Genomic DNA, 21,699 nt, shown 5'->3' on the forward strand with positions numbered 1-21,699 from the left:
CACCATAGTGACGGACCGGCTAACGTGCCTGCCCATGGCCTGCGTACTTGTCGTCGAGGACGACCCCGTGATCCGTGCCGCACTGATCGAGGTGCTCACCGGGCACGGGTACGCCGTCCGCACCGCCCATCAGGGATTCGAGGCGCTGCGCGAAGTCACCCAGGCCCCGCCCGACATCGTCGTGCTCGACCTCGGACTGCCCGACCTGGACGGTCTCGACGTCCTGCGCATGATCCGGGGCATATCGCGCGTACCCGTCCTCGTCGCCACCGCGCGCGACGACGACACCGAGGTCATCAGGCTCCTCAACGCCGGTGCGGACGACTACATGGTCAAGCCGTTCTCCGGCGGGCAGCTCGCCGCCCGGATAGCCGCCGTGCTGCGGCGTTCCGTACCGGCCGCACAGGAACGCGACCAGCAGCCGGTCGTGCAGGTGGCGGACCTCAGGATCGACCCGCTCGCCCGCACCGCGCACCTCGCGGGCCGCGAGCTGAGCCTGACCCGGCGGGAGTTCGACCTGCTCGCCTACCTCGCCGCCCACGCGGACCAGGTCATGTCCCGCCGGCGCATCCTCGCCGAGGTCTGGCAGCAGCCGTACCTGGAGGACCAGACGGTGGACGTCCATCTCTCCGCCCTGCGCAGGAAACTGGGCGAAAGGGCCTCCGAACCCCGCTATCTGCACACCGTGCGCGGTATCGGCATCAAACTGGTCGCCTCGCCATGAGGCGAGCACTCGCGGGCATCGCCCTCGCCGTGACCTCCATGGTCGCGCTGTCCTTCCTCATCCCGCTCGCCCTCCTCGTACGCGAACAGGCCAGGGACCGCGTCACCACGGCCGCCGAGCAGCGCGCGGGCGCGCTGTCCCCCGTTCTCGCCCTGACCACCAAGCGGTCCGACGTGCAGCAGGCCGTGGCTGAGCTCGACTCGCGCGACCAACTCGCCGTACGCCTACCCGGCGGGGAACTCGTCGGCAACCCGCACGCACCGGTGGAGGCGCTGGAACGCGCCGTACGCAAGCGCGAGACCCTGGCCATGGAGATCCCCGAGGGCTGGGTCTACCTCCAGCCCGTCGTCCTGCCGGGGGACCGGGTCGCCGTCGTCGAGGCGTACGTCCCGGCGGCGGACCTGACCCGCGGCGTGGGGGTGTCATGGGGCGTCATGTCCCTGCTCGCCATCGGTCTGGTGGGCGGATCGGTGCTGGTCGCCGACCGCCTCGGCGCCCGGGTCGTCCGCTCCTCGCGCGGGCTCAAGAGCGCCTCGCTCGCCCTGGGCTCCGGGGACCTGGACGTACGCGTGGAACCGGACGGCCCGCCCGAACTCCAGGAGGCCGGCGTCGCGTTCAACACCATGGCCGACCGCGTCGTCGAACTGCTCGCCGTCGAACGGGAGATGGTCGCCGACCTCTCGCACCGGCTGCGCACCCCGCTGACCGCGCTCTACCTGGAGGCGGACCTCATGAGCGGTACGCCGGGGGCGCGGCGGATCACCGAGGCCGTCGGCCGGCTGGAGAGCGAGCTGGACTCGATCATCGCCGCGGCCCGCACCCCGCTCGCCGCCACCACCGCCTCCCAGGCAGCGCCGGGCCGGCCGTGCGAGGTGACCGAGGTGGTCGCGCTGCGGCTCGACTTCTGGTCCGTCCTCGCCACGCAGCAGGACCGGCTGTGCGAGCGTTCCTTCACCCCGCGGCCGACGCCCGTCCTGTTCCCGGAGGACGACCTCGCCGCCGTCGTCGACGCCCTCATCGGCAACGTGTTCCGGCACACGCCGCAGGGCACGGCCTTCGCCGTGCGCGTGGAGCGCACCGACCGGCACGTGCTGCTGACCGTGGACGACGCGGGTCCGGGAGTCGAGGATCCCGAGGCGGCGCTCACCCGGGGAGTGAGCGTCGGCGGCTCCACCGGTCTGGGTCTGGACATCGTGGCCCGCGCGGCGCACACGGCCGACGGGGAACTGCGCATCACCCGCGCCCCGATGGGCGGGGCGCGGGTGCGGGTGTCGTTCGCGCTGGCGGGTGCCTGAGGAACCGGGCCACCGGCTCGGGGTCCGACTGCCGCGGGCTACCGGCTCGCGCCGAAGTTCTGCGTCCACCACGGGCCGTCGTCGCCGAAGTGGACGCCGACGCCCAGCTCGTCGAAGGAGCAGTTGAGGATGTTGGCGCGGTGGCCGGGGCTGTTCATCCACGCGTCCATGACGGATGCGGCGTCGGGCTGCCCCTGAGCTATGTTCTCGCCGAGCGTGGACCAGGCGTACCCGGCCGCCTCGACGCGGCTGGTCATGGTGGAACCGTCCGGCCCGGTGTGGGACATCACGCCGGAGCCGGCCATGACGTCGCTGTAGTCGTCCGCGGCCTGCGTCAGCCGGTCGTTGGCGGCGACCGGTCCGCAACCGGCCGCGGCACGCTCCTTGTTGACGAGCGCGAGGACCTGCGCCTCCGGGCCGCTCGGCGTGCTGTCGCCGGCCGCCTGACTCGTCCGGGCGGCGATGCCGGGAGTGCTCGTGGGCGTGCTCCTGTCCCTGCTCGCCGCGCGCTCCGCCGCCGCCGTACGGTCGGCCGACGGGCTGGGGCTCGCGCTCTTCCCGGGCTTCGCCGGCTTGGCGCGGACCGGGCTGTGCGAAGGGGACGGGCTCGCGCTTCCGGCCGTGGAGGGCGACGCGAGAGGCGAGGCGACGCCGCCCGCGACCTCGTCGGCCGAGCCGCTCGCGGTGTCGGCGCCGTCGGCCGTCAGCCGGTCCGCCGGCCTGCCCTGGTCCCCGCCCGACAAGGCGGTGACACCTGCGCCTGCGGCGACCGTGATCGCGCCGAGGGCCAGAACGATGCCCCGCGCCCGTGGAGCGCCCTTGGGCCGGGCGTGGGAACGGGACGGCTTTCGGGAGGCTCTGTGGGAACCCATGCGGAGGCACCTCGGTGACGGTTCGAAGGATGGTCGGTCCAACGAAAGATCCCGGCAGGCGCGACCGCGCCCACCGGGATTCGTGGGGGGTTGAACGAGAGCGTAGGCGGGACCGGCTCCGGATGGTGCGCAGGAAACGCATCTTCAAGAAGCCATAAGAAAGCCTTGAGGCTGAGGCAAGGTACGTCGCGCCGCAGGCCTTGAAGCGAGCCGGGAGGTGTGCCATACAGGTCTGGACCAATGCTCGTCAGTCTGCCGCCCGCGGAGGCCCGACCGTGCGACGTCCCCCCACCCTGGCCACGTTGGCCTGCCTCGCCGCCCTGCCGCTCGCCGCGTGCGCCGGCGAGCCCGAGGACACCGAACGCCCCACCACTCCCGCCGGGGTCACCGCCCAGGCGAGCAGCGCCACCACCGTCCACGTCATGTGGGAGGCATCCTCGGACAACGAGGAGGTGACCGGATACGAGATCTACGAGAACGGCACCAGGGTCAGGACGCTCCCCGCCTCCGGGCACATGGCCGACGTCGACCGCCTGAGCCCCCGGACCGCGTACCGCTTCACGGTCCGCGCCCGCGACGCAGCCGGGAACCTCTCCGCGCCGAGCACCGCGATATCGGTGACGACCCCGGCACCTGCCCCGGACGACCGCGGCGCGCCCACGCCCCCGGGCGGCGTGCGCGGCACGGTGGACGGCAGCCGGGCCGTCACCCTGACGTGGGCCCGGTCGACGGACGACACGGGCGTCACGTCGTACGACGTCTACCAGGAGGACTCCCGCGTCCACAGCGTGCCCGGCACCCGCACGACGGCCCGCGTGACGGGCCTGCGGCCGGGCACGGTCTACACGTTCACGGTTCGCGCCCGCGACGCCGCCGAGAACTCGTCCCCCGACAGCGCCCCGGTCGACCTCACCACGGCACCGGCCCCGGGCGACGAGACGCCGTCCACGGCCCCGACATCCTTGAAGGCCACGGCCCGCAAGGGGGCGATCGACCTGTCCTGGACGCCCCCGCGCACGGGCGCCCCGGTGCGCGAGCACCGGCTGTACCTGAACGGCCGCCCGGCGACGACGATCGTCTGGGGCGCGGAGCCACCGGCGGGAACAGCCACGTACACGATGACGATCACGGATCCCCCGGGCACCCGCTACAGCATCAAGCTCCGTGCGCGGCTCCCGGACGGCACGTGGGGGGACTTCTCGGCGCAGCGGACGGTGGTGGTGGAGTAGGGGCCCTGTGATCCGCCCGTGGACGCGCACATGCACGGCGATGTGGACCGGGACGCCAGGGCGCGCGATCGCGCCGACGCCGAACTCCCGGCGCTGAGCCGCACCGGCACACCGGACCGGGACGTCGTGGCGGACCGCATCGGCGACCTGCTGCGGGCGCGGGCCCTGAGCGCGGCGGACGCGGAGCGGGTCGTGCGCCGCCTCGCCGCCTGCTCCGTGACCGAGACGTCCTACGCCCTGCGGGAGTCCGCGCTGAACGCGATCGCCGAGGCCGCTGTGGCGTACACCCTGCCGTACGAGCTGCTCGCACCCCTGGCCAAGCGGGCTCACGCGGTCGAGCAGCCGGACCTCCTCGGACACATCCTGTTCAGCCTCGCGGCGACGCACGACGAGCGGGCCCGGGAGACGGCGGAGCTGTTCCTCGGCCATCCGGCCCCGGACGTCCGGCGGGAGGCGGCCGAGGCGGTCCGGGAACTCGACGCCGTCCGCGCCGGGTTGCGCCGCGACCGGGACCGGAGTGGGGGCTCCCGGGGGCCGGGAACAAACGTCTCCGGCCCCTCGTTCCGCGGATCATGACCACGACGCACGAAGTCCTGCGCTACACCGCCTTCTCCGACGACCCGGCCGGAGGCAACCCCGCCGGGGTCGTCCTCGACGCGTCGGGGCTGGACGACGACGCGATGCTGGCCATCGCCGCCGACCTCGGCTACAGCGAGTCCGCGTTCCTGACGGCGCCGCCCCAGGAGCTGGGCGGGCAGCCCGGCCGGGCGTACACCATCCGCTACTTCAGCCCCAAGGCCGAGGTGCCCTTCTGCGGTCACGCCACCGTCGCCACCGCCATCGCGCTGGGCCAACGCATCGGGACCGGCGACCTCGTCTTCGCCACACGGGCGGGCATCGTGCCCGTGACGGTGAGCGAGGAGGGCGGGGCGCTGCGGGCCACGCTCACCACGGTCGAGCCGCACACCGAGCCGGTCGGGACGGGGGACCTCGCGGAGGCCCTCGCGGCGCTCGACTGGCCCGCCTCCGACCTGGACCCGGCGATCCCGCCCCGCATCGCCTTCGCCGGCGCCCGCCACCTGGTGCTCGCCGCGTCGACCCGCGCCCGCCTGGCCGACCTGGCCTACGACTTCGACCGCCTCGAAGCCCTGATGCGCCGCCTCGACCTGACGACGGTCCAGCTGGTGTGGCGGGAGTCGGAGCACGTCTTCCACGTACGCGACCCGTTCCCGGTGGGTGGCGTGGTCGAGGACCCGGCAACGGGCGCGGCGGCAGGCGCGTTCGGCGCGTACGCCCGTGAACTGGGCCTGGTCCCCGAGGCGTCGGTGCTCACCCTCCACCAGGGCGAGGACATGGGCCGCCCCGGCGTCCTGACAGTGGAACTGAGGGAAGGTGACAAGCGGGTACGGGTGACGGGGACGGGGGCACGGATCGGCTGACCGGAGGCGGCGGCCGTCACATCGGTGAGCGTGATGTACGCGTAGTCAGCCGCCTTCATGGCCCGTGGGCCGCCTCGTCGCCCCGGACGTCCGGCGTGAGTTCGACCTTGAAGTCGGGAAACTGCATGGGCGGAGGACGTGGTTGCAGTTGGCGATGAGGAGTCGGCGTGGCGGTACTGCTCCGGCGGGTGCAGTTTGGTGCTGATATCTGCTATCACAGCTTCTGCCTGCAGGAGTCGGATGATGCGGATCTCCCTGTGCCGTATCCCGACGACACGACGTTCGGGCAGTTCCTGACCGCTTTCCCGGAAGGATCGACATCTTCAGCGCCGCCCACACGCACTCGGCCGCGGCGACCGCAGAAGTGTGGGAGGGCGCCCTCCCGAGGAGGACCGGCAACTCTGCGACGAATACGGCGAGTCCGAGTTCGTGTCGACCAGCGGTGTTGTGGCGGTCTGGTCGATGAGCCTCGGGCGAACCGAGCACAACGTGACGCTGTCCGAGGGCGGCGCTACATGGCAGGTGCAGGTGTACTGTGCCGGCCGGGCCGAAACCGAGCGGCTTTTCGCGGAGACCGGCACAGCCGAGGGTGTGGAACGCTACCTCGTCCGGTTCTGGCGCGCCCCGTAACGCCGGGCGACATGTCGGGGGGCGCGGCGCTTGCCGGTGAGCGCGCCACCCAGCTTCCAGCCGGGCATGTCCTGTTCGGGTGGCACAGTCTCCCAGCCAGTCTCTCCCTGAGCTGCCCGCTACCCGCGGGCCGTCGTCGCGGGCGGGCTCGTCCCCGGCTCGATCGTGGACTTGACGTAGATCCGTGTACTGCCCGGTTCGAACTCGTGCGCGAAGAGATCGACGCAGCGCCGGAGATGCTTGCCCTCCGGCGTTTCCAGGTTGTCGGGGCAGACGCTGATCTTCCGTAGCCCCTCGACGAGCGTCTCCGGCTCCGGCAGGTCGAGCTGGGTGAAGCCGTCCGCCGGCCGGAAACCCTTCTTCTCGGGGTGGAAGTTTCGGATCATTCTGGTGCCTTCACGGATGAGCCGTGACGTGTACTCGTCCGCGTCCCGGGTGGGAAGGGTGAAGACCAGCAGCCCGGTGTCGTAGCGGCTTCCGGTCTTGTAGCCGGCTCTGCGGTCTGACGCCTTCTGTGGGATCTGGATGCCGATTTCTTCACTCATCCAGTCAGGCGTCACACCGTCCTGCCAGCAGCAGACCCTGTCCTTCTCCGCCTGGTTCGACGACGTTCGGTCGGCAATCAGGGTGATGCCGCCCACGATGGTTCCCGCAACGACGATAAGGACAGCACCTACGATCAAGAGGCGGTTGCGTGCAGACCACCTGCCAGAGGATCCGATGGTGGGCATGCTCATGTCGGGGTGTTTCACCGGCCTTCCTGCTGCTCGCGCCCCGGGTCCGTACGCCCGCCTTCTCGCCCCGGCTCATCAGGCTTCGGCAGCGGGTCTTCATTGGGGGCACCGCTGCCCAGGTCGTAGTGCTTGACCGAGCTACTGCCTGCCATGTCAAACTCCTGCGCGATCCCGACAGTGTGCAGACGTGCCATCTCCCCGTCCGGGATAGCCATGGTGTACCCCCCTGGAAAGTCGATCGTCACGCCCTTGTTCTTGTCCCAGTTGTAGCGGTCCCAGGCGTTGACCTGGTAATCGAGGCCCACCTGAGGTTGGCCGTTCGCATCGGGAACCACGGTGACAACCCCGGTCACGTTCGATCTTGTGGAGCCGACCGCGTAGAACCAGTTCTCATTGACGTCCTCGTCGAAGCTGTAGTCGCGACGGCTCTCGGTCTCTACAGGGATCGCGACCGGCTGGCCTCCGTTCTTCCTGAACTCCTCCAACGCCTGTTCACGCCAGCCGTCCTGTTGCTCCCTGATGCCGTCCTCGACGTAGTTCCGGAACCCCTGGTCGTCGTCCATCATCTTGTCGACGGGGAGCTCCATGTCTTCGCCCGTGTTGCCCAGATAGTGAGCCATGTGACGCGAGGCATCGCTCATGCCGATCCAATCGGCACCCTCCGAGATCAGATTCATCTTCTCCCGCGTCCTGCGTTCCGCCGGACCGGCCTTCTCCGACCCGTGCGGGCCCGATCCTTGATCAGGAGAGACCTGCTTGACGGTTGGCGAAAACACGCCGGCAGCCAGGAGGTTGTCTCTGTGACCGTTCCACAGCTCTGCCCGTGCCTGCGGGCTGAGCGACTGCCAAAGCCGTTGCAACTCGGCGCGCTGGGCCTTGTTCGCCTCGTCGCCCAGCGAAGCAAGCTTGACAGCCCGCGGCAGCTGGTCCTCGTCGAGGGATGTGTACGTCGCGTGACCTGCGTTGTGCGGGTCACCGCCATGGCTTCTCTTCAGCGCCCGCGCGATGGCAGCATCGATCTCCGCAGCGTGGGAGACCAACCCGGTGAGGGTGTCGGCATACCACTGCATCATGTCCTTGGTGCGCTGCGAGGTCCCCTTGACATCGCAGAAGGCCTCCATCACCTTCACCGTTCCATTGCCGCAGTCGACCACCAACAGACCCGGGTCCGGATCCTCCCTCTCCGGATTCCCCCTGCGGGCTTCGGCAGCTAACTCCCTGGCACGTCGCTGGATATGGGTCAGCTCGCTGTGTCCGTCTTCCAGTACGCTCCAGATGCTCTTGGCCTCCTGGTGGAGATCCCAGACCTCCTTCGCCGCCTTGCGGACGAAATCCTTGGTGACTCCTGCGTTCAACCCGGCCCACTTGGCCCTGTCGGAAAGCTGTATGAGACCGCTGTAGACGTCGGACCGCAACTTCTCGAGTCCATCAGCCATGGCTTTCCAGTGATCGGCGGCCTCGCCCAGCTTGCCGAGGTTCACCTCGATGAGGTCGGTGTAGGTGAACACCCCCATGCCCCCTGCTCCCCGCTACTTGACGTACTTCGAGATTTCGGACACCGAGACCGCCGAGCCGTCGCGATGCCTGAGCGAAGCGGCGATCTCGGCCTCGTCGTTGGCATGCAACTTCTTCGAGAAGTCGAGATGGTTCGATATGTGGGCGAACATCTGGAGCACGGTCTTGACCTGAGAACTCCAGGTCTCAAGTGTGCTGAGGAGCTCGCCGCCTGCAGCGAGGTTGTGGACTTGCAGCTCGGCCGCCGCCTGTGCCGTCGAGCCAGACCCGTCCTTCCTCATGCCCGCGCCGGCGATGTCGGTCTTCTTCTGCAGTTCACCATGAATCCGGAACGCCTCGTTGCCCACGAGACCCAAGTCGTCCTGGTGGACCACGAGGTCGGCGTTGTTCCCCGCCGCTGCTCCATCGGCTTGGGGGCCGACAGAGTTGAGTAGCATCTGCTCAGATTGGCGCTCGTGCGCTTCGGACTTCAACTGGGCCCACTCTTCGTCGAAACCCATTGCTTCCCCCCCCCGTGCCGATCAAATGGATTGCCATGCTAGGCGCTCCGTTCGGTGAAGCTCCGACGTTTTCCATGCTGAGGGTGGTAACCACTGGTAAACGTTGTCCGAAAGTGCATCCGCGGGCCGAGGGCCCACAACCTTCGATGGCTGGTTGCCTGATCGTCGGGCACCCGCGGGAGGTTCCCCCATATGCCCGACCAGTCCAGGACCGTGCCCGCCGCAGGCAGAGCCCGGGCTCGATCGGCTGAAAACCGTACTCGGGGAATGGCGCAACTCGCTGCTTGACATGAGCGGACGGAACCGGCTGCTCAACTTCAGGGGTACGCGGGGGCCGCTGCGCGCCACCCCGACAGGCGGCCCGTCTCGCTCATCGGCGGCGGTTCAGCAAGCGGGCGAGGTCTCCCGGCGTCACGTCGAAGGGGAGCCGCCCGTCGTCGAACAGGTGGATGCCGCAGGCGCGGTAGATGTCGTCGGCCGCCTGCGAGCAGATCATCTTGTCCGAACGTGCCACGCGCGAACGTAAGAAGCGCGTCACCAGTGGCAGCCGGAGGCGGTAGGCCGCCAGGTAGAAGTACGTCGTCCAGTTGTAGCCCGTGCCGACCCGGCTCCGTGCCTCGGCGACGACGGCCTCCCGCTCGTCGCTCCGCAGGTCCCAGGGCACGACGGCATGCGGCCGGCCGTCGTACCTCGACCAGGGGCTGATGACAGCCCCACCGGGCTGGGCCTCGAAGACGGTGCTGTCGTCCAGGGCGACCGCCACGTGCGTCCAGCGGCTCAGGTCTCCGTTGATGGCCTGGAGCAGCCACACCAGCTTTCCGGCGAGGCCGTCTATCTGGGTCAGGACGATGGATCCGGGCAGGGGAGCAGAACCCATGGCGGTCACCTCTCAGAGGACCTGCGGATCGATGAGCCGAGAAGCCGGCGTCGTCATCGAGGTGAGTATTCCCAGCTTGCCGTGCAGTCCAGTCCTGCGGGCCGGCGTGCGACGACTCCTGTCCGCCCAGGCGGCTCCTGCGGGGACCAGCGGCTGGTGGCGGCCGTCACCCCAACCCGGCCCGCTCCGCGTGCAGTTCGGAGCGGACCAGCTCCAGCAGGCGTCCCAGCCAGTTGCGGCCGCGGCCGTCCTTGTCGCCCCAGTAGGCCGAGTCCCAGTCGGCGTAGACGAGAGTCGCGTCGTCCGTCGACAGGAGGAACTCGGCGAGCACCGGGTGCTGGGCGTACTTGGCGCGCAGCAGGCGGGTCATCACGGCGGTGCGGGCCTGTTCCCAGCCGTCGCGACGCGGGGCCTCGGCGGCGAGCCGGGCGGCCGCGCCGGCGGTGGCGGCCGACACGATCGCGGCACGGCCATCGGCGTCCGCCGTGGACAGCGCCCAGTACGCGTACGCGACCGAGGGATACGTGACGCCGTCGATGTCGACCGGCGCGGGGAAGTCCGTCCGCAGCGACAGCGTGGTCCGCGCCGCCGAGGGCTTCAGCGGGTACACCTGGGGGACGTGGACCGCCGGTGCGTGCGGGTCCGTGGGGCCGTCCGCCAGGGCGCGGGTGGGGCGTTCGGCGATCCAGCGGGCCCGGTCCTCGAGGAAGGCGATCGCCTCGTCGTACTCGTCCTGCGTGACGGGGTCGTCGGGCCACTCCTCCGTGTACCCGCCCGGTCCCGCCACGAGGATCTTGAGCGGCTCGTCCCTGCGGTCCATGTCGCCCAGCGCGTAGATCCGCTGGGTGCTCGGAATGGCGTGGTACGCGGCCCGGACGGCGGCGCGCCTCTCCTCGGTCCGGTCGGCGAGGAACGCGGCGACGGTCGCCAGGCACCGGTCCGTGGAGTCCGGGCGGCCGTTGAGCTGCTCGATCGTGTCGCGGATCTCGGCGAGCAGCAGCTCAGGAGTGAGCCGGGTGCACGGCTCGTGGAACGTCCAGCCCGCCAGGTCGTGGCCCGACGCCCGGGCGCCTTCGGGCAGTTCGGTGGCGACCCAGCCGCTGCGGAGCTTCTGCTCGAACTCGTCGAGGGTGACCAGGCCCCAGCAGTCGATCAGCCCGTCCGCGTAGATGAACAGGTCGGTCAGGTAGTAGTCACCGTTGCGGATGAAGGCGTGACGCCACGTGCCGGGGACGCGGACGCCGTCCGCCGTGCGATGGGTGACCCGTCTGCCGATCATCGTGCCATTGTGCAGGGTGCCCTCCGGCACCACGGCACGGAGTCCGGTGTACCGCTCCGAAAACCGGATGATCAGTGCCTCGGCCCCCTGTTACCTTCGTGATGCGCGGGGCGGCTCCCGGGTGTGCTTCCTTCTCATACTCTTCTGATGAATCAGCGCGCTCACTTCCCGCCCCGCGCATCACCCGGTCATCCGGGAGGGGGGAACCGAACGTGTTCAGCACCACCGTCACCACGCACACCACCACTCCGCGCAGTCTCGCCGCCGTGCTCCTCGCACGGCGCGGGGTCGTCCACCTGCCGGAGGCGGGGGACGTCTTTGAGCCCGCCGGCCACGTGGGCGCCGCGCTGCTCGAGGCCGATCTCGTCGAGCGCGGGTATCTCGTCGCCGCCCCGCTGCGTGCCGCGTTCGCGGCGCTCGACGCCCGGGCCCTCGGGGCGGTCGGCCGGGCGCTGCTCCAGGACATCGACCGGGAGACCGGCGCCGACCGGCCGCACGAGCCCCTGCTGCGCGGATTCCCGGACAGCACGCCGCGCGACACGTACGCGCACTACGCCGACCGCGTCCTCACGGTGCTCTTCCAGCGGCCCGAGCAGCCGTGCGTGCTGTGCGGCACGGTGGACTCGGTCGTGCCCGTCGCGCCGTGCGCCCACCTCGTGTGCGGCAGCTGTTTCGACGGCGCCGACTTCTCGGCCTGCCCGGTGTGCGAGCGGCGCATCGACCCCGCCGATCCGTTCCTGCGTCCCAAGCGGCCTCGTCGGATCTTCTCCCGTCGGCCGGCGCGGCCCCAGCGGCTTCGGCTGCTGGCGTACGGCGGCGATCTGAACGACCGTCAGCGCGACGCCGCCAGTGAACTGAACACCCTGCTCGCCCGGACCGGCGCACTGAGTCCGCAGGACAGCGACGACCTGGACGCCCTGCTCGCCGCCCGGCCGCGGGACGACCTCGACCGGCTTCCGACGGCCGTGCCCGGTCGCGAGACCAAGGCACGTCTGGTCGCCTGGCTGCTCGCCGACCCCGCGGACCTGCCGGCCGCCCTGCCCTTCGCCACCGGTCTGATCGACACCGCCACGGACGTGCTGCGCGTGCTCGCGGTCCGTTCCGGCGGCGACGCGGGGCTCGTGCGGATCCCGCGCTTCGCCCGGGTCCCCCGTCCCCTGCGCCGCGCCCTGCTGTCGGCCCTGGACACTCTCGACCCGGTGCAGGCGGCCCAGGACATGGGGCGGTACCGGCGCGCCTGGATCCACGCCGCCGAACTGCTCCACCCCTTCGAGCACGCGGACCGGTACCCTCGCGCGGCACTCGCCTTCGCCGCGCTGCGCGGCACGGCGCTCGGCGACGACGGCCTGTCCCTCGCGCTGCGCAAGGCGGCGGCCGGCGTCGACGGCTTCGACGTCTCGGGCCCGGCGGTGACCGTACGGACCTGGGGCGGCCAGGTCGAGGCCGCTCTCGGCGACCGCGACCTCGGCCGGGCGCTCACGCTGCTCGGCCGGCGGCCGGGCGAACTCGTCCGCCGCCTCGACCACCTGCTGCGCCTCGCCGGCGACGGACGGGACGAGGGCCGCGCCGTCGTGACCGCGCTGGAGCGTGCCGTCGGCCGCGTGGCGCCTGCCGTGGTGCTCTCCGCTCTCGGTGCGATCCGCACCCGTACGCGCGAGCGCACGGTACGGGTGTTCTTCCCCAGGGGCGCGGCGGCACGGGCCCATGTGACCGACGACGGCAGGCCGCCGCTCCCCACGCAGCTCGTGCGCTCGGTCACCGGCGTGCTGACGGCGGAGATGCTGCGCCGCGCCGGGGCAGCGGCACCCGTGGAGGTCGCGGTCGTGGACGCCGCGCTGGACGGCGTGGTCGCGCCGTTCACCGAACGCACCGCCTCACGTGCCCTGGTGACCCTTCCGCGCGGCAGCGAACTCGCCGTCCCGGACGGCACGACGCTGCGCCTGTTCCTGCACTGGATGGAGAGTCCCACGTCGGGGCGCACCGATCTCGACCTGTCCGCGGCCATGTTCGCCGACGACTGGCGGCACATGGGGGAGTGCGCGTACACGAGCCTGCGCTACGAGGGCACGGCGGCCGTGCACTCCGGCGACCTCCAGGACGCCCCGCCCCCGCTCGGCGCGTCAGAGTTCGTGGACCTCGACCTGGAGCGGCTCGCCGAGGCCGGGGTGCGGTACGTCGTCGCGGTCGTCTACTCGTACAACAACGTCCCCTTCGGCGACCTGGCGGACGCCTTCGCCGGGCTCATGGTGCGGGACGCGCCCGGGAACGAGGGCCCCGTGTTCGACGCGCGTGCGGTGGAGCAGCGCTTCGACCTCACCGGCACCAGTCGCGCCTGCGTGCCGCTGGTCGTCGACGTGCGGGCGCGCACCATGCGCTGGCTCGACGTGGTCAAGGGCGTCACGGGCACGCAGCACGCCGTGTGGCGGCATGCGCACGCGCTGGCCACCCTCTCCCACCGGCTCACGGAGCTGTTCGCGTCCGGCGCCCGCGTCGGCCTGGGCGAGCTCGCGGTGTGGCAGGCCGCGGCCCGGGCGGCCACGGTCGTCCTGCGCCACACGGACGGCTCGCGGAGCGTGTACGCGCGGCGGGACGGCGAGGACGTGGCGGCCTTCGCGGCCCGCATCGGCTCACCGGACACCGACGCGGCAGAGCCGCCGGCACCGCCCCGGCTGGCCTTCCTGCTGCGCGGCGACGTCGACGTGGCGGACGGCGGCGAGGTGTTCGCGGTGTACCCGTACGCGCAGGACGCGACACGCGTGCGCCTGCTCGCCGCCCCGGACGTCGTCACGGCCCTCGCGCCGCGACGCTGACACGCCACCGCCCCCGGTGCTGTGCGGTACCGGGGGCGGGGTGCGGCTCAGGCGTCGTCACCCGGGCCGGGTGTGCGCGTCGACGAGGGGTGTCAGCCGGCCAGTTGCTCGTAGGCGGGCAGCGTCAGGAAGTCCTCGTACTTCTCGTCCAGCGCCACCTTCAGCAGCAGGTCGTGCGCCTGCTGCCAGTGGCCCGCGGCGAACGCCTCCGCGCCCATCTCCTCGCGGATCGCGGCCAGTTCCTCGGCGGCGACCGTCCTCGCCAGCTCCGGAGTGGCCCGCACTGTCGTTCCGGCGTGCTCGAACACCACACCCGCGTTGATCCACTGCCAGATCTGGGAGCGGGAGATCTCCGCCGTCGCCGCGTCCTCCATCAGGTTGAAGATGGCGACCGCGCCGAGGCCGCGCAGCCACGCCTCGATGTAGCGGATGCCGACCTGGACCGCGTTGCGCAGGCCCTCGTAGGTGGGCCGGGCGTCCAGGGAGTCGATGGCGATCAGGTCACCCGGCGCCACCGAGACGTCCTCGCGCAGGCGGTCCTTCTGGTGGGGCTTGTCGCCCAGCACCGCGTCGAAGGACGCCATGGCGATGGGGACCAGGTCCGGATGGGCGACCCACGAGCCGTCGAAACCGTCGCCGGCCTCGCGGTCCTTGTCGGCCTTGACCTTCTCGAAGGCGACCTTGTTGACCTCGGCGTCCTTGCGGGAGGGGATGAACGCCGCCATGCCGCCGATCGCGTGCGCGCCCCTCTTGTGGCAGGTGCGGACCAGCAGTTCGGTGTACGCCCGCATGAACGGGGCGGTCATCGTGACCGCGTTGCGGTCCGGCAGGACGAACTTCTCCCCGCCGTCACGGAAGTTCTTGACGATGGAGAACAGGTAGTCCCAGCGGCCCGCGTTCAGACCGGAGGCGTGGTCGCGCAGCTCGTAGAGGATCTCCTCCATCTCGTACGCCGCCGTGATCGTCTCGATCAGGACGGTCGCGCGGACGGTGCCCTGCGGGATGCCGACGTAGTCCTGGGCGAAGACGAAGACGTCGTTCCAGAGGCGGGCCTCCAGGTGCGACTCGGTCTTCGGCAGGTAGAAGTACGGTCCCTTGCCGAGGTCGAGCAGGCGCCGCGCGTTGTGGAAGAAGTACAGGCCGAAGTCGACCAGGGCGCCCGGCACCGGGGTGCCGTCGACCCGCAGGTGGCGCTCGGTGAGGTGCCAGCCGCGCGGGCGCATCACGACGGTCGCGAGCTCCTCGGCGGGGCGCAGGGCGTACGACTTGCCCGACCGCGGGTCGGTGAAGTCGATGCGGCGCTCGTAGGCGTCGATCAGATTGAGCTGGCCGAGGACCACGTTCTCCCACGTGGGGGCGGAGGCGTCCTCGAAGTCGGCGAGCCAGACCTTCGCGCCCGAGTTGAGCGCGTTGATGGTCATCTTGCGGTCGGTGGGTCCGGTGATCTCCACCCGGCGGTCGTTCAGGGCCGCGGGCGCCGGGGCGACCTTCCAGGAGTCGTCCGCGCGGACGGCGGCGGTCTCCGGGAGGAAGTCCAGCGTGGAGGTGCGGGCGATCTCGGCGCGGCGGACGGCGCGGCGGGCGAGCAGCTCGTCACGCCGGGGCGTGAACCGCCGGTGCAGCTCTGCCACGAACGCGAGGGCCGCGTCGGTCAGGACCTCTTCCTGCCGGGGCAGGGGCTCGGCATCGACGATGGCCAGCGGGGACGGCGCTGGTGCGGACATGAGCTGTCACTTCCTTCAGCGAGCATTTCAGCGAGCTTCTAGCGAGCGTCGCGGGCTTCACGAGGGGGCGCCGGGCGGCCGCGGGACGCCACAGCGTGGCACTCAGTGCCAGCGTCCGAGGTACGGCCGAGGGGCGCCCTCCGATGGTCAGGCGCTTCTGAACAGTGGATAGTAGTTACCGCATGGTGGAAGTTCAATGGTTTGTTGATGTCGAGATTCTCCGGGTCGACAGAACGTGTCGCTCAGTGCCACGCCGCTCACTCAAGGTGCCTCAGGTCCCCGGGCGTGTCGATGTCGTACGCCTCCGCCACGTCCCCGCACTCCACGAGCGTCAGCTCGTCCTCGTGCGCGGCCACGTACGCCCGCGCCCCCCGGTCCCCGGCCGCGCTCGCCGCGATGTCCGCCCAGCGGTCCGCGCCGAACACGAGCGGATGGCCCCGCTCGCCCGCGTACGCCGCCGCAGCGAGCGCCGCACGCGACAGGCCCGCCGACCGCACCCGCGCGACGGCCCGCGCACCGATGCCCGGCTGGTCCACCAGCAGGACCAGCGCCGCGTCCACGCCCTCGGCGGGCAGCGAGGCCAGCCCCGCCCTCAGCGACGAGCCCATCCCGCTCTCCCAGTCCGGGTTCTCGGTCACCGTGCACCCCGCCAGGTCCGCCGCCTCGCGCACCGCGCCGGCCGCCGCGCCCAGCACGACATGAACGGGGCCGCACCCGCCCTCCCGCAGGACCCGTACGGCGTGTTCCACGAGCGGTCTGCCGCGGTGCGTCAGCAGCGCCTTCGGCCGGCCGCCGAGCCGCCTGCCGCCGCCCGCCGCGAGCAACAGGCCCGCGACGACCGGTGCTTGGGGCACGGCGTGCGGCTGAGGGTGTGTCATGGGGACTCCTTCGTCCATTTCGGGGCATGCGGCGCCGGTGGCTCGCCGGGCATTTCCCGCGGGCTGCAACCGCGGGGCCCGCTCCGGCCGTCCGACGTGGAGAACACGGGGTGACCTTGGATAAGGTTCACCTCCAATACTGAGGTTCGCCATGGGGGATCGAGAGTCGATGAGTGGGCGCGCGCACCAGGGAGCGGTGTTCCAGCCGCTGGGTGAGGACGATCCGAAGACGGTCGCCGGATACAAGATCGCAGCCCGCCTCGGCGCCGGTGGAATGGGCAAGGTCTACCTGTCGTACACCCCCGGCGGCCGGCCGGTCGCCATCAAGGTGATCCGGCCCGACTTCGGCCAGGACGCGGAGTTCCGCCGCCGGTTCGCCCAGGAGGTGCAGGCCGCGCAGCGCGTGCAGGGCCTGTTCACGGCGCCCGTGATCGACGCCGACGCGGATGCCGAACAGCCGTGGCTCGCCACCGCCTACGTGCCCGGTCCCTCGCTCTCCGACGCCGTCGCCCAGCACGGCAGACTGCCGGTCGAGACCGTGCTGCTGCTCGTCGCCGGCATCGCCGAGGCGCTGCAGATCATCCACGGCGCGGGCATCGTCCACCGCGACCTCAAGCCCGCCAACGTCCTGCTCGCCGCCGACGGCCCGCGGGTCATCGACTTCGGTATCGCCCGCGCCGCCGACGCCACCTCGCTGACCAGCAGCGGAGTGACCATCGGCACGCCCTCGTTCATGGCCCCGGAGCAGGCGGCGGGCAGCCATGTCACGCCCGCGACCGACATCTTCGCCCTCGGCCAGATCGCGGCGTACGCCGCCACCGGCAAGGCGGCCTTCGGCGAGGGCACCTCGCACGGTGTGCTCTACCGGATCGTCCACGAGGAGCCCGACCTCACCGAACTCCCGGAGCAGCTGCGGGAACTCGTCACCCGGTGCATGGTCAAGGACCCCGCGGGCCGCCCCTCCGTCGCGGAGATCCTGGGCATCTGCCAGGCGGCCAACGGCGAGACGGTGCTGCGCCGTCCCGAGGAGTGGCTGCCGAGCGTGGTCGCCGCCGAGATCACCACCCGCAAGGCCGCGCCCGCGCCGCCCGCGACCCCGCCGGCCGGGCAGCCGCCGGTCGCCGCGCAGCCCCCCGCGCAGCCGGCCGCGGCCCCCACCCACATGCCCACCGCGCACGCGGCGCCGTCGACGCCGCCGCCCGGGTTCGGCCCCGCGCCGCAGCCGCCCGCGCAGCCGCACGGCCACTCGGGTCCGCAGAGCCCGTACGGACAGCCCCACGCGCAGCCGGGCGCCCAGCACCCGACCCACGCGCAGCCTGGCGCCCAGCACCCGACCCACGCTCAGCCGGGCACCCAGCCGCACGCCCAGCCGACGTACGGCTACCCGCAGCCCGGCGCGCAGGGCCCTGGGTACGGCTATCCGCAGACGGCCGCCCACCCGCAGCCCGGCGGCCCCGCCCCCTACAACCCCGCCGCCACCGGGCAGACGGCTCCCGCCGCCCCCAAGAAGAAGACGGCGCGCAATCTCGCCATCGCCGTCGCGGTCACGCTGGTGCTGGGCGTCGCCGTCGGCGGCGGCACGTACTTCGCCCTGTCCGGCGACGACAAGGGCAAGGAGAACCAGAGCCAGGACAAGAGCGGTTCGGCCAAGCAGAGCCCGACGCCGGAGCCGGACGGCTCCCCCGCGGATCAGGGTGACGGCGGCAGCGGCGTGGACGCGCCGCCGGACGAGCCGGTGGCCGACCCGACGCCGAAGACGTACACCGGGATCAACCTGGTGGACACCTACCACCTCACCCTCGACGACGATCCCGTCAAGCCCATCGACGACGACTCGCCCTCGGACGTCTACTACAGCGACATGCTCGAGGAGATCAACGCGGATCACAGCCGGTACGTCCTGCTCCGCAGCGGTCAGTCGGGGGACCTCGACACGTGCCGGAGCGAGACGCGCTACGCCACCAGCATCGACCTGGACGTCCTGTCGAAGGGCGCCAAGTTCTGCGTGCTGACGGAATCGGGGCATGTCGGTGTGGCGACCTATCAGGGGAAGTCGCCCGACACCGATCCGAGCCAGTTCATCACACTCGATGTCACCGTGTGGCGTAACGCGATCGATCCCGCCCCTTCGTCCTGAATTCTGTCCGTACTGTGGCGCGTCGCGGGCCGGATGGCGTTAACTGGCCCGCACCCCGCGGACGTTTCGCCGTCCGGCGGAACGCGGTCGCGGGCACAAGGACGTGCGAGGGGCTGGGCTTTGTTGCGGAGCGTGGGGCAGACGCGGGTGACAGGGAGCGGCGAGGATCCGAGAGCGGTGCGGTTACGTGCTGCCGTCGCGCAGCTCCGGCGTGAACTGGCCGGATACCGCGCGGAGTTCGGGGACCGGGCGATCGCCGAGGACGAACTGGCCGTACTGGCGGCGATGATCGCCGCGGGCGACCCCGAGATCCCGCGCATGCGCCGCTCGCTGCTGCTCATAGCGGGTGCGATCGGATCGGTGAGCGCGCTGTCACCGGCGCTGATGCAGGTGCGGAACGCGGTGGACACGTTCGGGGACGTGCCGCCGCGGCGGTTCTGAGACCGGCGACGTGCCGACACGCCCCCCGCTCCTGGAGGGCTGGGCCCCGGGCTGCCCTGGCGGGCGTCGCCCGGCGGTCCGGGCGCGGAGTCCCGGGCCGGACGGGGCCGTGCTCAGGACTGCGGGGACGTGTTCGCCAGGGCCGTGGAGAGGTCGTGCGCGACCTCCTGGAGGATCGGCACGATCTTCTCCGTCGCCGCCTCCGTCACCCGCCCCGCCGGTCCCGAGATCGAGATCGCCGCTGCCGTCGGCGAGTTCGGCACGGGGACCGCGAGGCAGCGCACGCCGATCTCCTGCTCGTTGTCGTCGACCGCGTACCCCGCCCGGCGGACCTGTTCGAGCGCGGCCAGGAAGCCCTCGGGCGTCGTGATCGTCTTCTCCGTCGCGGCCGGCATGCCGGTGCGCGACAGAAGCGCGCGTACCTCGTCCGCCGGGGTGTGCGCCAGCAGTGCCTTGCCCACGCCCGTGGAGTGCGGCAGGACGCGTCGGCCGACCTCGGTGAACATGCGCATCGAGTGCTTGGAGGGCACCTGCGCCACGTACACGATCTCGTCGCCGTCCAGGAGCGCCATGTTCGCCGTCTCGCCGGTCTCCTCGACCAGGCGGGCCAGGTAGGGGCGCGCCCACGTGCCCAGCAGCCGGGACGCGGACTCGCCGAGCCGGATCAGCCGGGGACCGAGCGCGTAGCGGCGGTTGGACTGCTGCCGTACGTACCCGCACGCCACCAGCGTGCGCATCAGCCGGTGGATGGTCGGCAGGGGGAGCCCGCTGCTCGCGGACAGCTCGCTCAGCCCGACCTCGCCGCCGGCGTCGGCCATGCGTTCGAGCAGGTCGAAGGCGCGCTCCAGGGACTGCACGCCGCCACTGGCGGCGGGCTTGGCTGCGTCGGTGGTGCTGGCGCTGGACGTCGGCACGTCGGCGGTCCTTTCGGGCAGGCAGGGCAAGTCAGCAGCCTACCGGGCGTGTGCGCGGGGCACATCGCTCCCGTCGAGGCGTCTTTGCCGGTCAGGGCCCGTTTGTCCGGGTGTCTGCGGGCTTTTCGGGCAGGCCGGCGGCCCCGCCGTTGGGCGAAGCGACCCACATGACAGTGGAATCTTACTTCCACTTTGTGGAAACGTCCAAGGGTGCCGTCCGGGGCGGGCGGGTCTTGACGGGCATCGATCGGAAGTGAAGACTTCTTCAACAGTTCGTTGAATTTCTGGCCCGCCGGAGCAGATCCGGCGTTCGCCTGCGTTCATGATTGTGAGGGGAGCTGGTGTCCGACGTGGACGGAACCGTGGACGTGAACCTGGTGCTGCGCTCGACGCGCGTCGTCACCCCGGAGGGCACGCGCGCCGCGACGGTCGCCATCGCCCACGGGAAGATCGCGGCGGTGGGGCCGTACGACGCCGAGGTCCCGGCAGGCGCCCGGCTGGAGGACTTCGGCGGCGACGCGCTGCTGCCCGGCCTCGTCGACACCCACGTCCATGTGAACGACCCCGGCCGCACCGCCTGGGAGGGCTTCTGGACCGCCACCCGCGCCGCCGCGGCCGGCGGCATCACGACCCTCCTCGACATGCCGCTGAACTCGCTCCCGCCGACGACCACCGTCGAGCACCTGCGCACCAAGCAGGACGTCGCCCGCCCCAAGGCCCACGTCGACACCGGCTTCTGGGGCGGCGCGATCCCGGACAACGTCAAGGACCTGCGGCCCCTGCACGACGCCGGCGTCTTCGGCTTCAAGTGCTTCCTGTCGCCCTCCGGCGTCGAGGAGTTCCCCGAGCTCGACCAGGAGCAGCTCGCCCGCTCCATGGCCGAGATCGCCGGCTTCGGCGGCCTGCTCATCGTGCACGCCGAGGACCCGCACCACCTCGCCTCCGCTCCCCAGCGCAGCGGCCCCAAGTACGCCGACTTCCTCGCCTCCCGGCCCCGCGACGCGGAGAACACCGCCATCGAGGGCCTGATCGCGCACGCCGAGCGGCTGAACGCGCGGGTGCACGTACTGCACCTGTCGTCCAGCGACGCGCTGGCGCTGATCGCCGCCGCGAAGCGCAGGGGCGTGGCGGTCTCCGTCGAGTCCTGCCCGCACTTCCTCACCCTCACCGCGGAGGAAGTCCCCGACGGCGCCACCGAGTTCAAGTGCTGCCCGCCGATCAGGGAGGCCGCCAACCAGGACCTGCTCTGGCAGGGCCTCGCCGACGGCACCATCGACTGCATCGTCTCCGACCACTCCCCGTGCACCACCGACCTCAAGACCCCGGACTTCGCATCCGCGTGGGGCGGCATCTCCTCGCTCCAGCTGGGCCTGCCCGCCATCTGGACCGAGGCCCGCAGGCGCGGCCACACCCTCGACGACGTCGTCCGCTGGATGTCCTTCGCCCCCGCGAAGCTGGCGGGCCTGAGCGACAAGGGCGCCATCGAGGCCGGCCGCGACGCCGACTTCGCGGTCCTCGCCCCCGACGAGACGTTCACCGTCGACCCCGCCGAACTGCACCACCGCAACCAGGTGACCGCCTACGCGGGCAAGACCCTGCACGGCGTCGTCCGGTCGACGTGGCTGCGCGGCGAGCGGATCGTGGAGAACGGCAACCCGGCCGAGCCGACGGGCCGGCTGCTCGAAAGGAACAACTGAAACC

18 protein-coding genes are annotated in these 21,699 nt (G+C 71.5%); 9 read left to right on the forward strand and 9 right to left on the reverse strand.

Translation table 11 applies throughout. The annotated features are described in order from the left end of the window. Nucleotides 1-34: 34 nt before the first annotated feature. Together AB0K02_RS16000 and AB0K02_RS16005 are read left to right on the forward strand one after the other, a co-directional pair. Nucleotides 35-724 (forward strand): response regulator transcription factor, encoded by a 690-nt coding sequence (locus tag AB0K02_RS16000; protein ID WP_365993034.1) that lies wholly within the window; start codon nt 35-37, stop codon nt 722-724. Continuing rightward, nucleotides 721-2,019, forward strand: a complete 1,299-nt coding sequence (locus AB0K02_RS16005) for a HAMP domain-containing sensor histidine kinase (RefSeq protein WP_365993035.1) — start codon at nt 721-723, stop codon at nt 2,017-2,019. The genes AB0K02_RS16000 and AB0K02_RS16005 overlap by 4 nt, the downstream gene beginning before the upstream one ends. Nucleotides 2,020-2,057: 38 nt before the next feature. On the opposite strand, the gene AB0K02_RS16010 is transcribed toward AB0K02_RS16005, so the two are convergent. Next, nucleotides 2,058-2,891, reverse strand: coding sequence for a CAP domain-containing protein (locus AB0K02_RS16010; protein ID WP_365993036.1), 834 nt, complete (start codon nt 2,889-2,891; stop codon nt 2,058-2,060). A 275-nt stretch (nt 2,892-3,166) separates the two neighbouring features. On the opposite strand from AB0K02_RS16010, the gene AB0K02_RS16015 reads away from it, so the two are divergent. Genes AB0K02_RS16015 through AB0K02_RS16025 form a run of 3 tightly spaced genes read left to right on the forward strand, consistent with a single transcriptional unit; the run spans nt 3,167 to nt 5,559 of the window. Continuing rightward, on the forward strand, nt 3,167-4,120 hold the full coding sequence (locus tag AB0K02_RS16015; protein WP_365993037.1) for a fibronectin type III domain-containing protein: 954 nt from the start codon (nt 3,167-3,169) through the stop codon (nt 4,118-4,120). An 18-nt stretch (nt 4,121-4,138) separates the two neighbouring features. Beyond that, nucleotides 4,139-4,696, forward strand: coding sequence for a hypothetical protein (locus tag AB0K02_RS16020; protein ID WP_365993038.1), 558 nt, complete (start codon nt 4,139-4,141; stop codon nt 4,694-4,696). Next, on the forward strand, nt 4,693-5,559 hold the full coding sequence (locus tag AB0K02_RS16025) for a PhzF family phenazine biosynthesis isomerase (RefSeq protein WP_365993039.1): 867 nt from the start codon (nt 4,693-4,695) through the stop codon (nt 5,557-5,559). The genes AB0K02_RS16020 and AB0K02_RS16025 overlap by 4 nt, the downstream gene beginning before the upstream one ends. A gap of 749 nt (nt 5,560-6,308) precedes the next feature. Here the strand turns inward: AB0K02_RS16025 and AB0K02_RS16030 are convergent. The 5 genes from AB0K02_RS16030 to AB0K02_RS16050 all read right to left on the reverse strand — a co-directional run bounded on the left by AB0K02_RS16030 (nt 6,309) and on the right by AB0K02_RS16050 (nt 11,094). Next, nucleotides 6,309-6,941 (reverse strand): hypothetical protein, encoded by a 633-nt coding sequence (locus AB0K02_RS16030; RefSeq protein WP_365993040.1) that lies wholly within the window; start codon nt 6,939-6,941, stop codon nt 6,309-6,311. Next, nucleotides 6,938-8,437, reverse strand: coding sequence for a hypothetical protein (locus AB0K02_RS16035; RefSeq protein WP_365993041.1), 1,500 nt, complete (start codon nt 8,435-8,437; stop codon nt 6,938-6,940). The genes AB0K02_RS16030 and AB0K02_RS16035 overlap by 4 nt, the downstream gene beginning before the upstream one ends. A 15-nt stretch (nt 8,438-8,452) precedes the next feature. Continuing rightward, nucleotides 8,453-8,938 (reverse strand): hypothetical protein, encoded by a 486-nt coding sequence (locus AB0K02_RS16040; RefSeq protein ID WP_365993042.1) that lies wholly within the window; start codon nt 8,936-8,938, stop codon nt 8,453-8,455. A 370-nt stretch (nt 8,939-9,308) separates the two neighbouring features. Next, a complete protein-coding gene (locus tag AB0K02_RS16045; protein ID WP_365993043.1) occupies nt 9,309-9,815 on the reverse strand; it encodes a hypothetical protein in 507 nt (168 codons plus the stop codon). A gap of 166 nt (nt 9,816-9,981) precedes the next feature. After that, a complete protein-coding gene (locus AB0K02_RS16050; protein WP_365993044.1) occupies nt 9,982-11,094 on the reverse strand; it encodes an NADAR family protein in 1,113 nt (370 codons plus the stop codon). Nucleotides 11,095-11,306: 212 nt separating this feature from the next. Between AB0K02_RS16050 and AB0K02_RS16055 the strand changes: the two genes are divergently transcribed. Further along, a complete protein-coding gene (locus AB0K02_RS16055; RefSeq protein WP_365993045.1) occupies nt 11,307-13,904 on the forward strand; it encodes an MXAN_6230/SCO0854 family RING domain-containing protein in 2,598 nt (865 codons plus the stop codon). Between the two features lie 92 nt (nt 13,905-13,996). Here the strand turns inward: AB0K02_RS16055 and aceB are convergent, their stop codons facing one another. Both aceB and AB0K02_RS16065 read right to left on the reverse strand, forming a co-directional pair. Continuing rightward, entirely contained in the window at nt 13,997-15,628 is a 1,632-nt protein-coding gene (gene aceB, locus AB0K02_RS16060; RefSeq protein ID WP_365993046.1) for a malate synthase A, read from the reverse strand. Between the two features lie 257 nt (nt 15,629-15,885). Continuing rightward, nucleotides 15,886-16,506: a nucleotidyltransferase family protein gene (locus AB0K02_RS16065; protein ID WP_365993047.1), complete on the reverse strand. Its 621-nt coding sequence runs from the start codon at nt 16,504-16,506 to the stop codon at nt 15,886-15,888. Between the two features lie 151 nt (nt 16,507-16,657). Between AB0K02_RS16065 and AB0K02_RS16070 the strand changes: the two genes are divergently transcribed. Both AB0K02_RS16070 and AB0K02_RS16075 read left to right on the forward strand, forming a co-directional pair. Next, complete coding sequence (locus AB0K02_RS16070; protein WP_365993048.1) at nt 16,658-18,643, forward strand: protein kinase; 1,986 nt, start codon at nt 16,658-16,660, stop codon at nt 18,641-18,643. 132 nt (nt 18,644-18,775) lie between these two features. Beyond that, complete coding sequence (locus AB0K02_RS16075; protein WP_365993049.1) at nt 18,776-19,084, forward strand: DUF5955 family protein; 309 nt, start codon at nt 18,776-18,778, stop codon at nt 19,082-19,084. A gap of 113 nt (nt 19,085-19,197) precedes the next feature. On the opposite strand, the gene AB0K02_RS16080 is transcribed toward AB0K02_RS16075, so the two are convergent. Further along, nucleotides 19,198-19,998, reverse strand: coding sequence for an IclR family transcriptional regulator (locus tag AB0K02_RS16080; protein WP_365993050.1), 801 nt, complete (start codon nt 19,996-19,998; stop codon nt 19,198-19,200). A 341-nt stretch (nt 19,999-20,339) separates the two neighbouring features. On the opposite strand from AB0K02_RS16080, the gene allB reads away from it, so the two are divergent. Beyond that, nucleotides 20,340-21,695, forward strand: coding sequence for an allantoinase AllB (allB, locus tag AB0K02_RS16085; RefSeq protein WP_365993051.1), 1,356 nt, complete (start codon nt 20,340-20,342; stop codon nt 21,693-21,695). Nucleotides 21,696-21,699 lie beyond the last annotated feature (4 nt).

The sequence above is a fragment of the Streptomyces sp. NPDC049597 genome, assembly GCF_040675505.1.
Taxonomy (GTDB): domain Bacteria; phylum Actinomycetota; class Actinomycetes; order Streptomycetales; family Streptomycetaceae; genus Streptomyces.

Bases quoted from the DNA above. Each gene is read 5' to 3' on its own strand.
- AB0K02_RS16000 (WP_365993034.1), top strand. From the start codon at position 35: ATGGCCTGCGTACTTGTCGTCGAGGACGACCCCGTGATCCGTGCCGCA.
- AB0K02_RS16005 (WP_365993035.1), top strand. From the start codon at position 721: ATGAGGCGAGCACTCGCGGGCATCGCCCTCGCCGTGACCTCCATGGTC.
- AB0K02_RS16010 (WP_365993036.1), bottom strand. From the start codon at position 2,891: ATGGGTTCCCACAGAGCCTCCCGAAAGCCGTCCCGTTCCCACGCCCGG.
- AB0K02_RS16025 (WP_365993039.1), top strand. From the start codon at position 4,693: ATGACCACGACGCACGAAGTCCTGCGCTACACCGCCTTCTCCGACGAC.
- AB0K02_RS16035 (WP_365993041.1), bottom strand. From the start codon at position 8,437: ATGGGGGTGTTCACCTACACCGACCTCATCGAGGTGAACCTCGGCAAG.
- AB0K02_RS16040 (WP_365993042.1), bottom strand. From the start codon at position 8,938: ATGGGTTTCGACGAAGAGTGGGCCCAGTTGAAGTCCGAAGCGCACGAG.
- AB0K02_RS16045 (WP_365993043.1), bottom strand. From the start codon at position 9,815: ATGGGTTCTGCTCCCCTGCCCGGATCCATCGTCCTGACCCAGATAGAC.
- AB0K02_RS16050 (WP_365993044.1), bottom strand. From the start codon at position 11,094: ATGATCGGCAGACGGGTCACCCATCGCACGGCGGACGGCGTCCGCGTC.
- aceB (WP_365993046.1), bottom strand. From the start codon at position 15,628: ATGTCCGCACCAGCGCCGTCCCCGCTGGCCATCGTCGATGCCGAGCCC.
- AB0K02_RS16065 (WP_365993047.1), bottom strand. From the start codon at position 16,506: ATGACACACCCTCAGCCGCACGCCGTGCCCCAAGCACCGGTCGTCGCG.
- AB0K02_RS16070 (WP_365993048.1), top strand. From the start codon at position 16,658: ATGGGGGATCGAGAGTCGATGAGTGGGCGCGCGCACCAGGGAGCGGTG.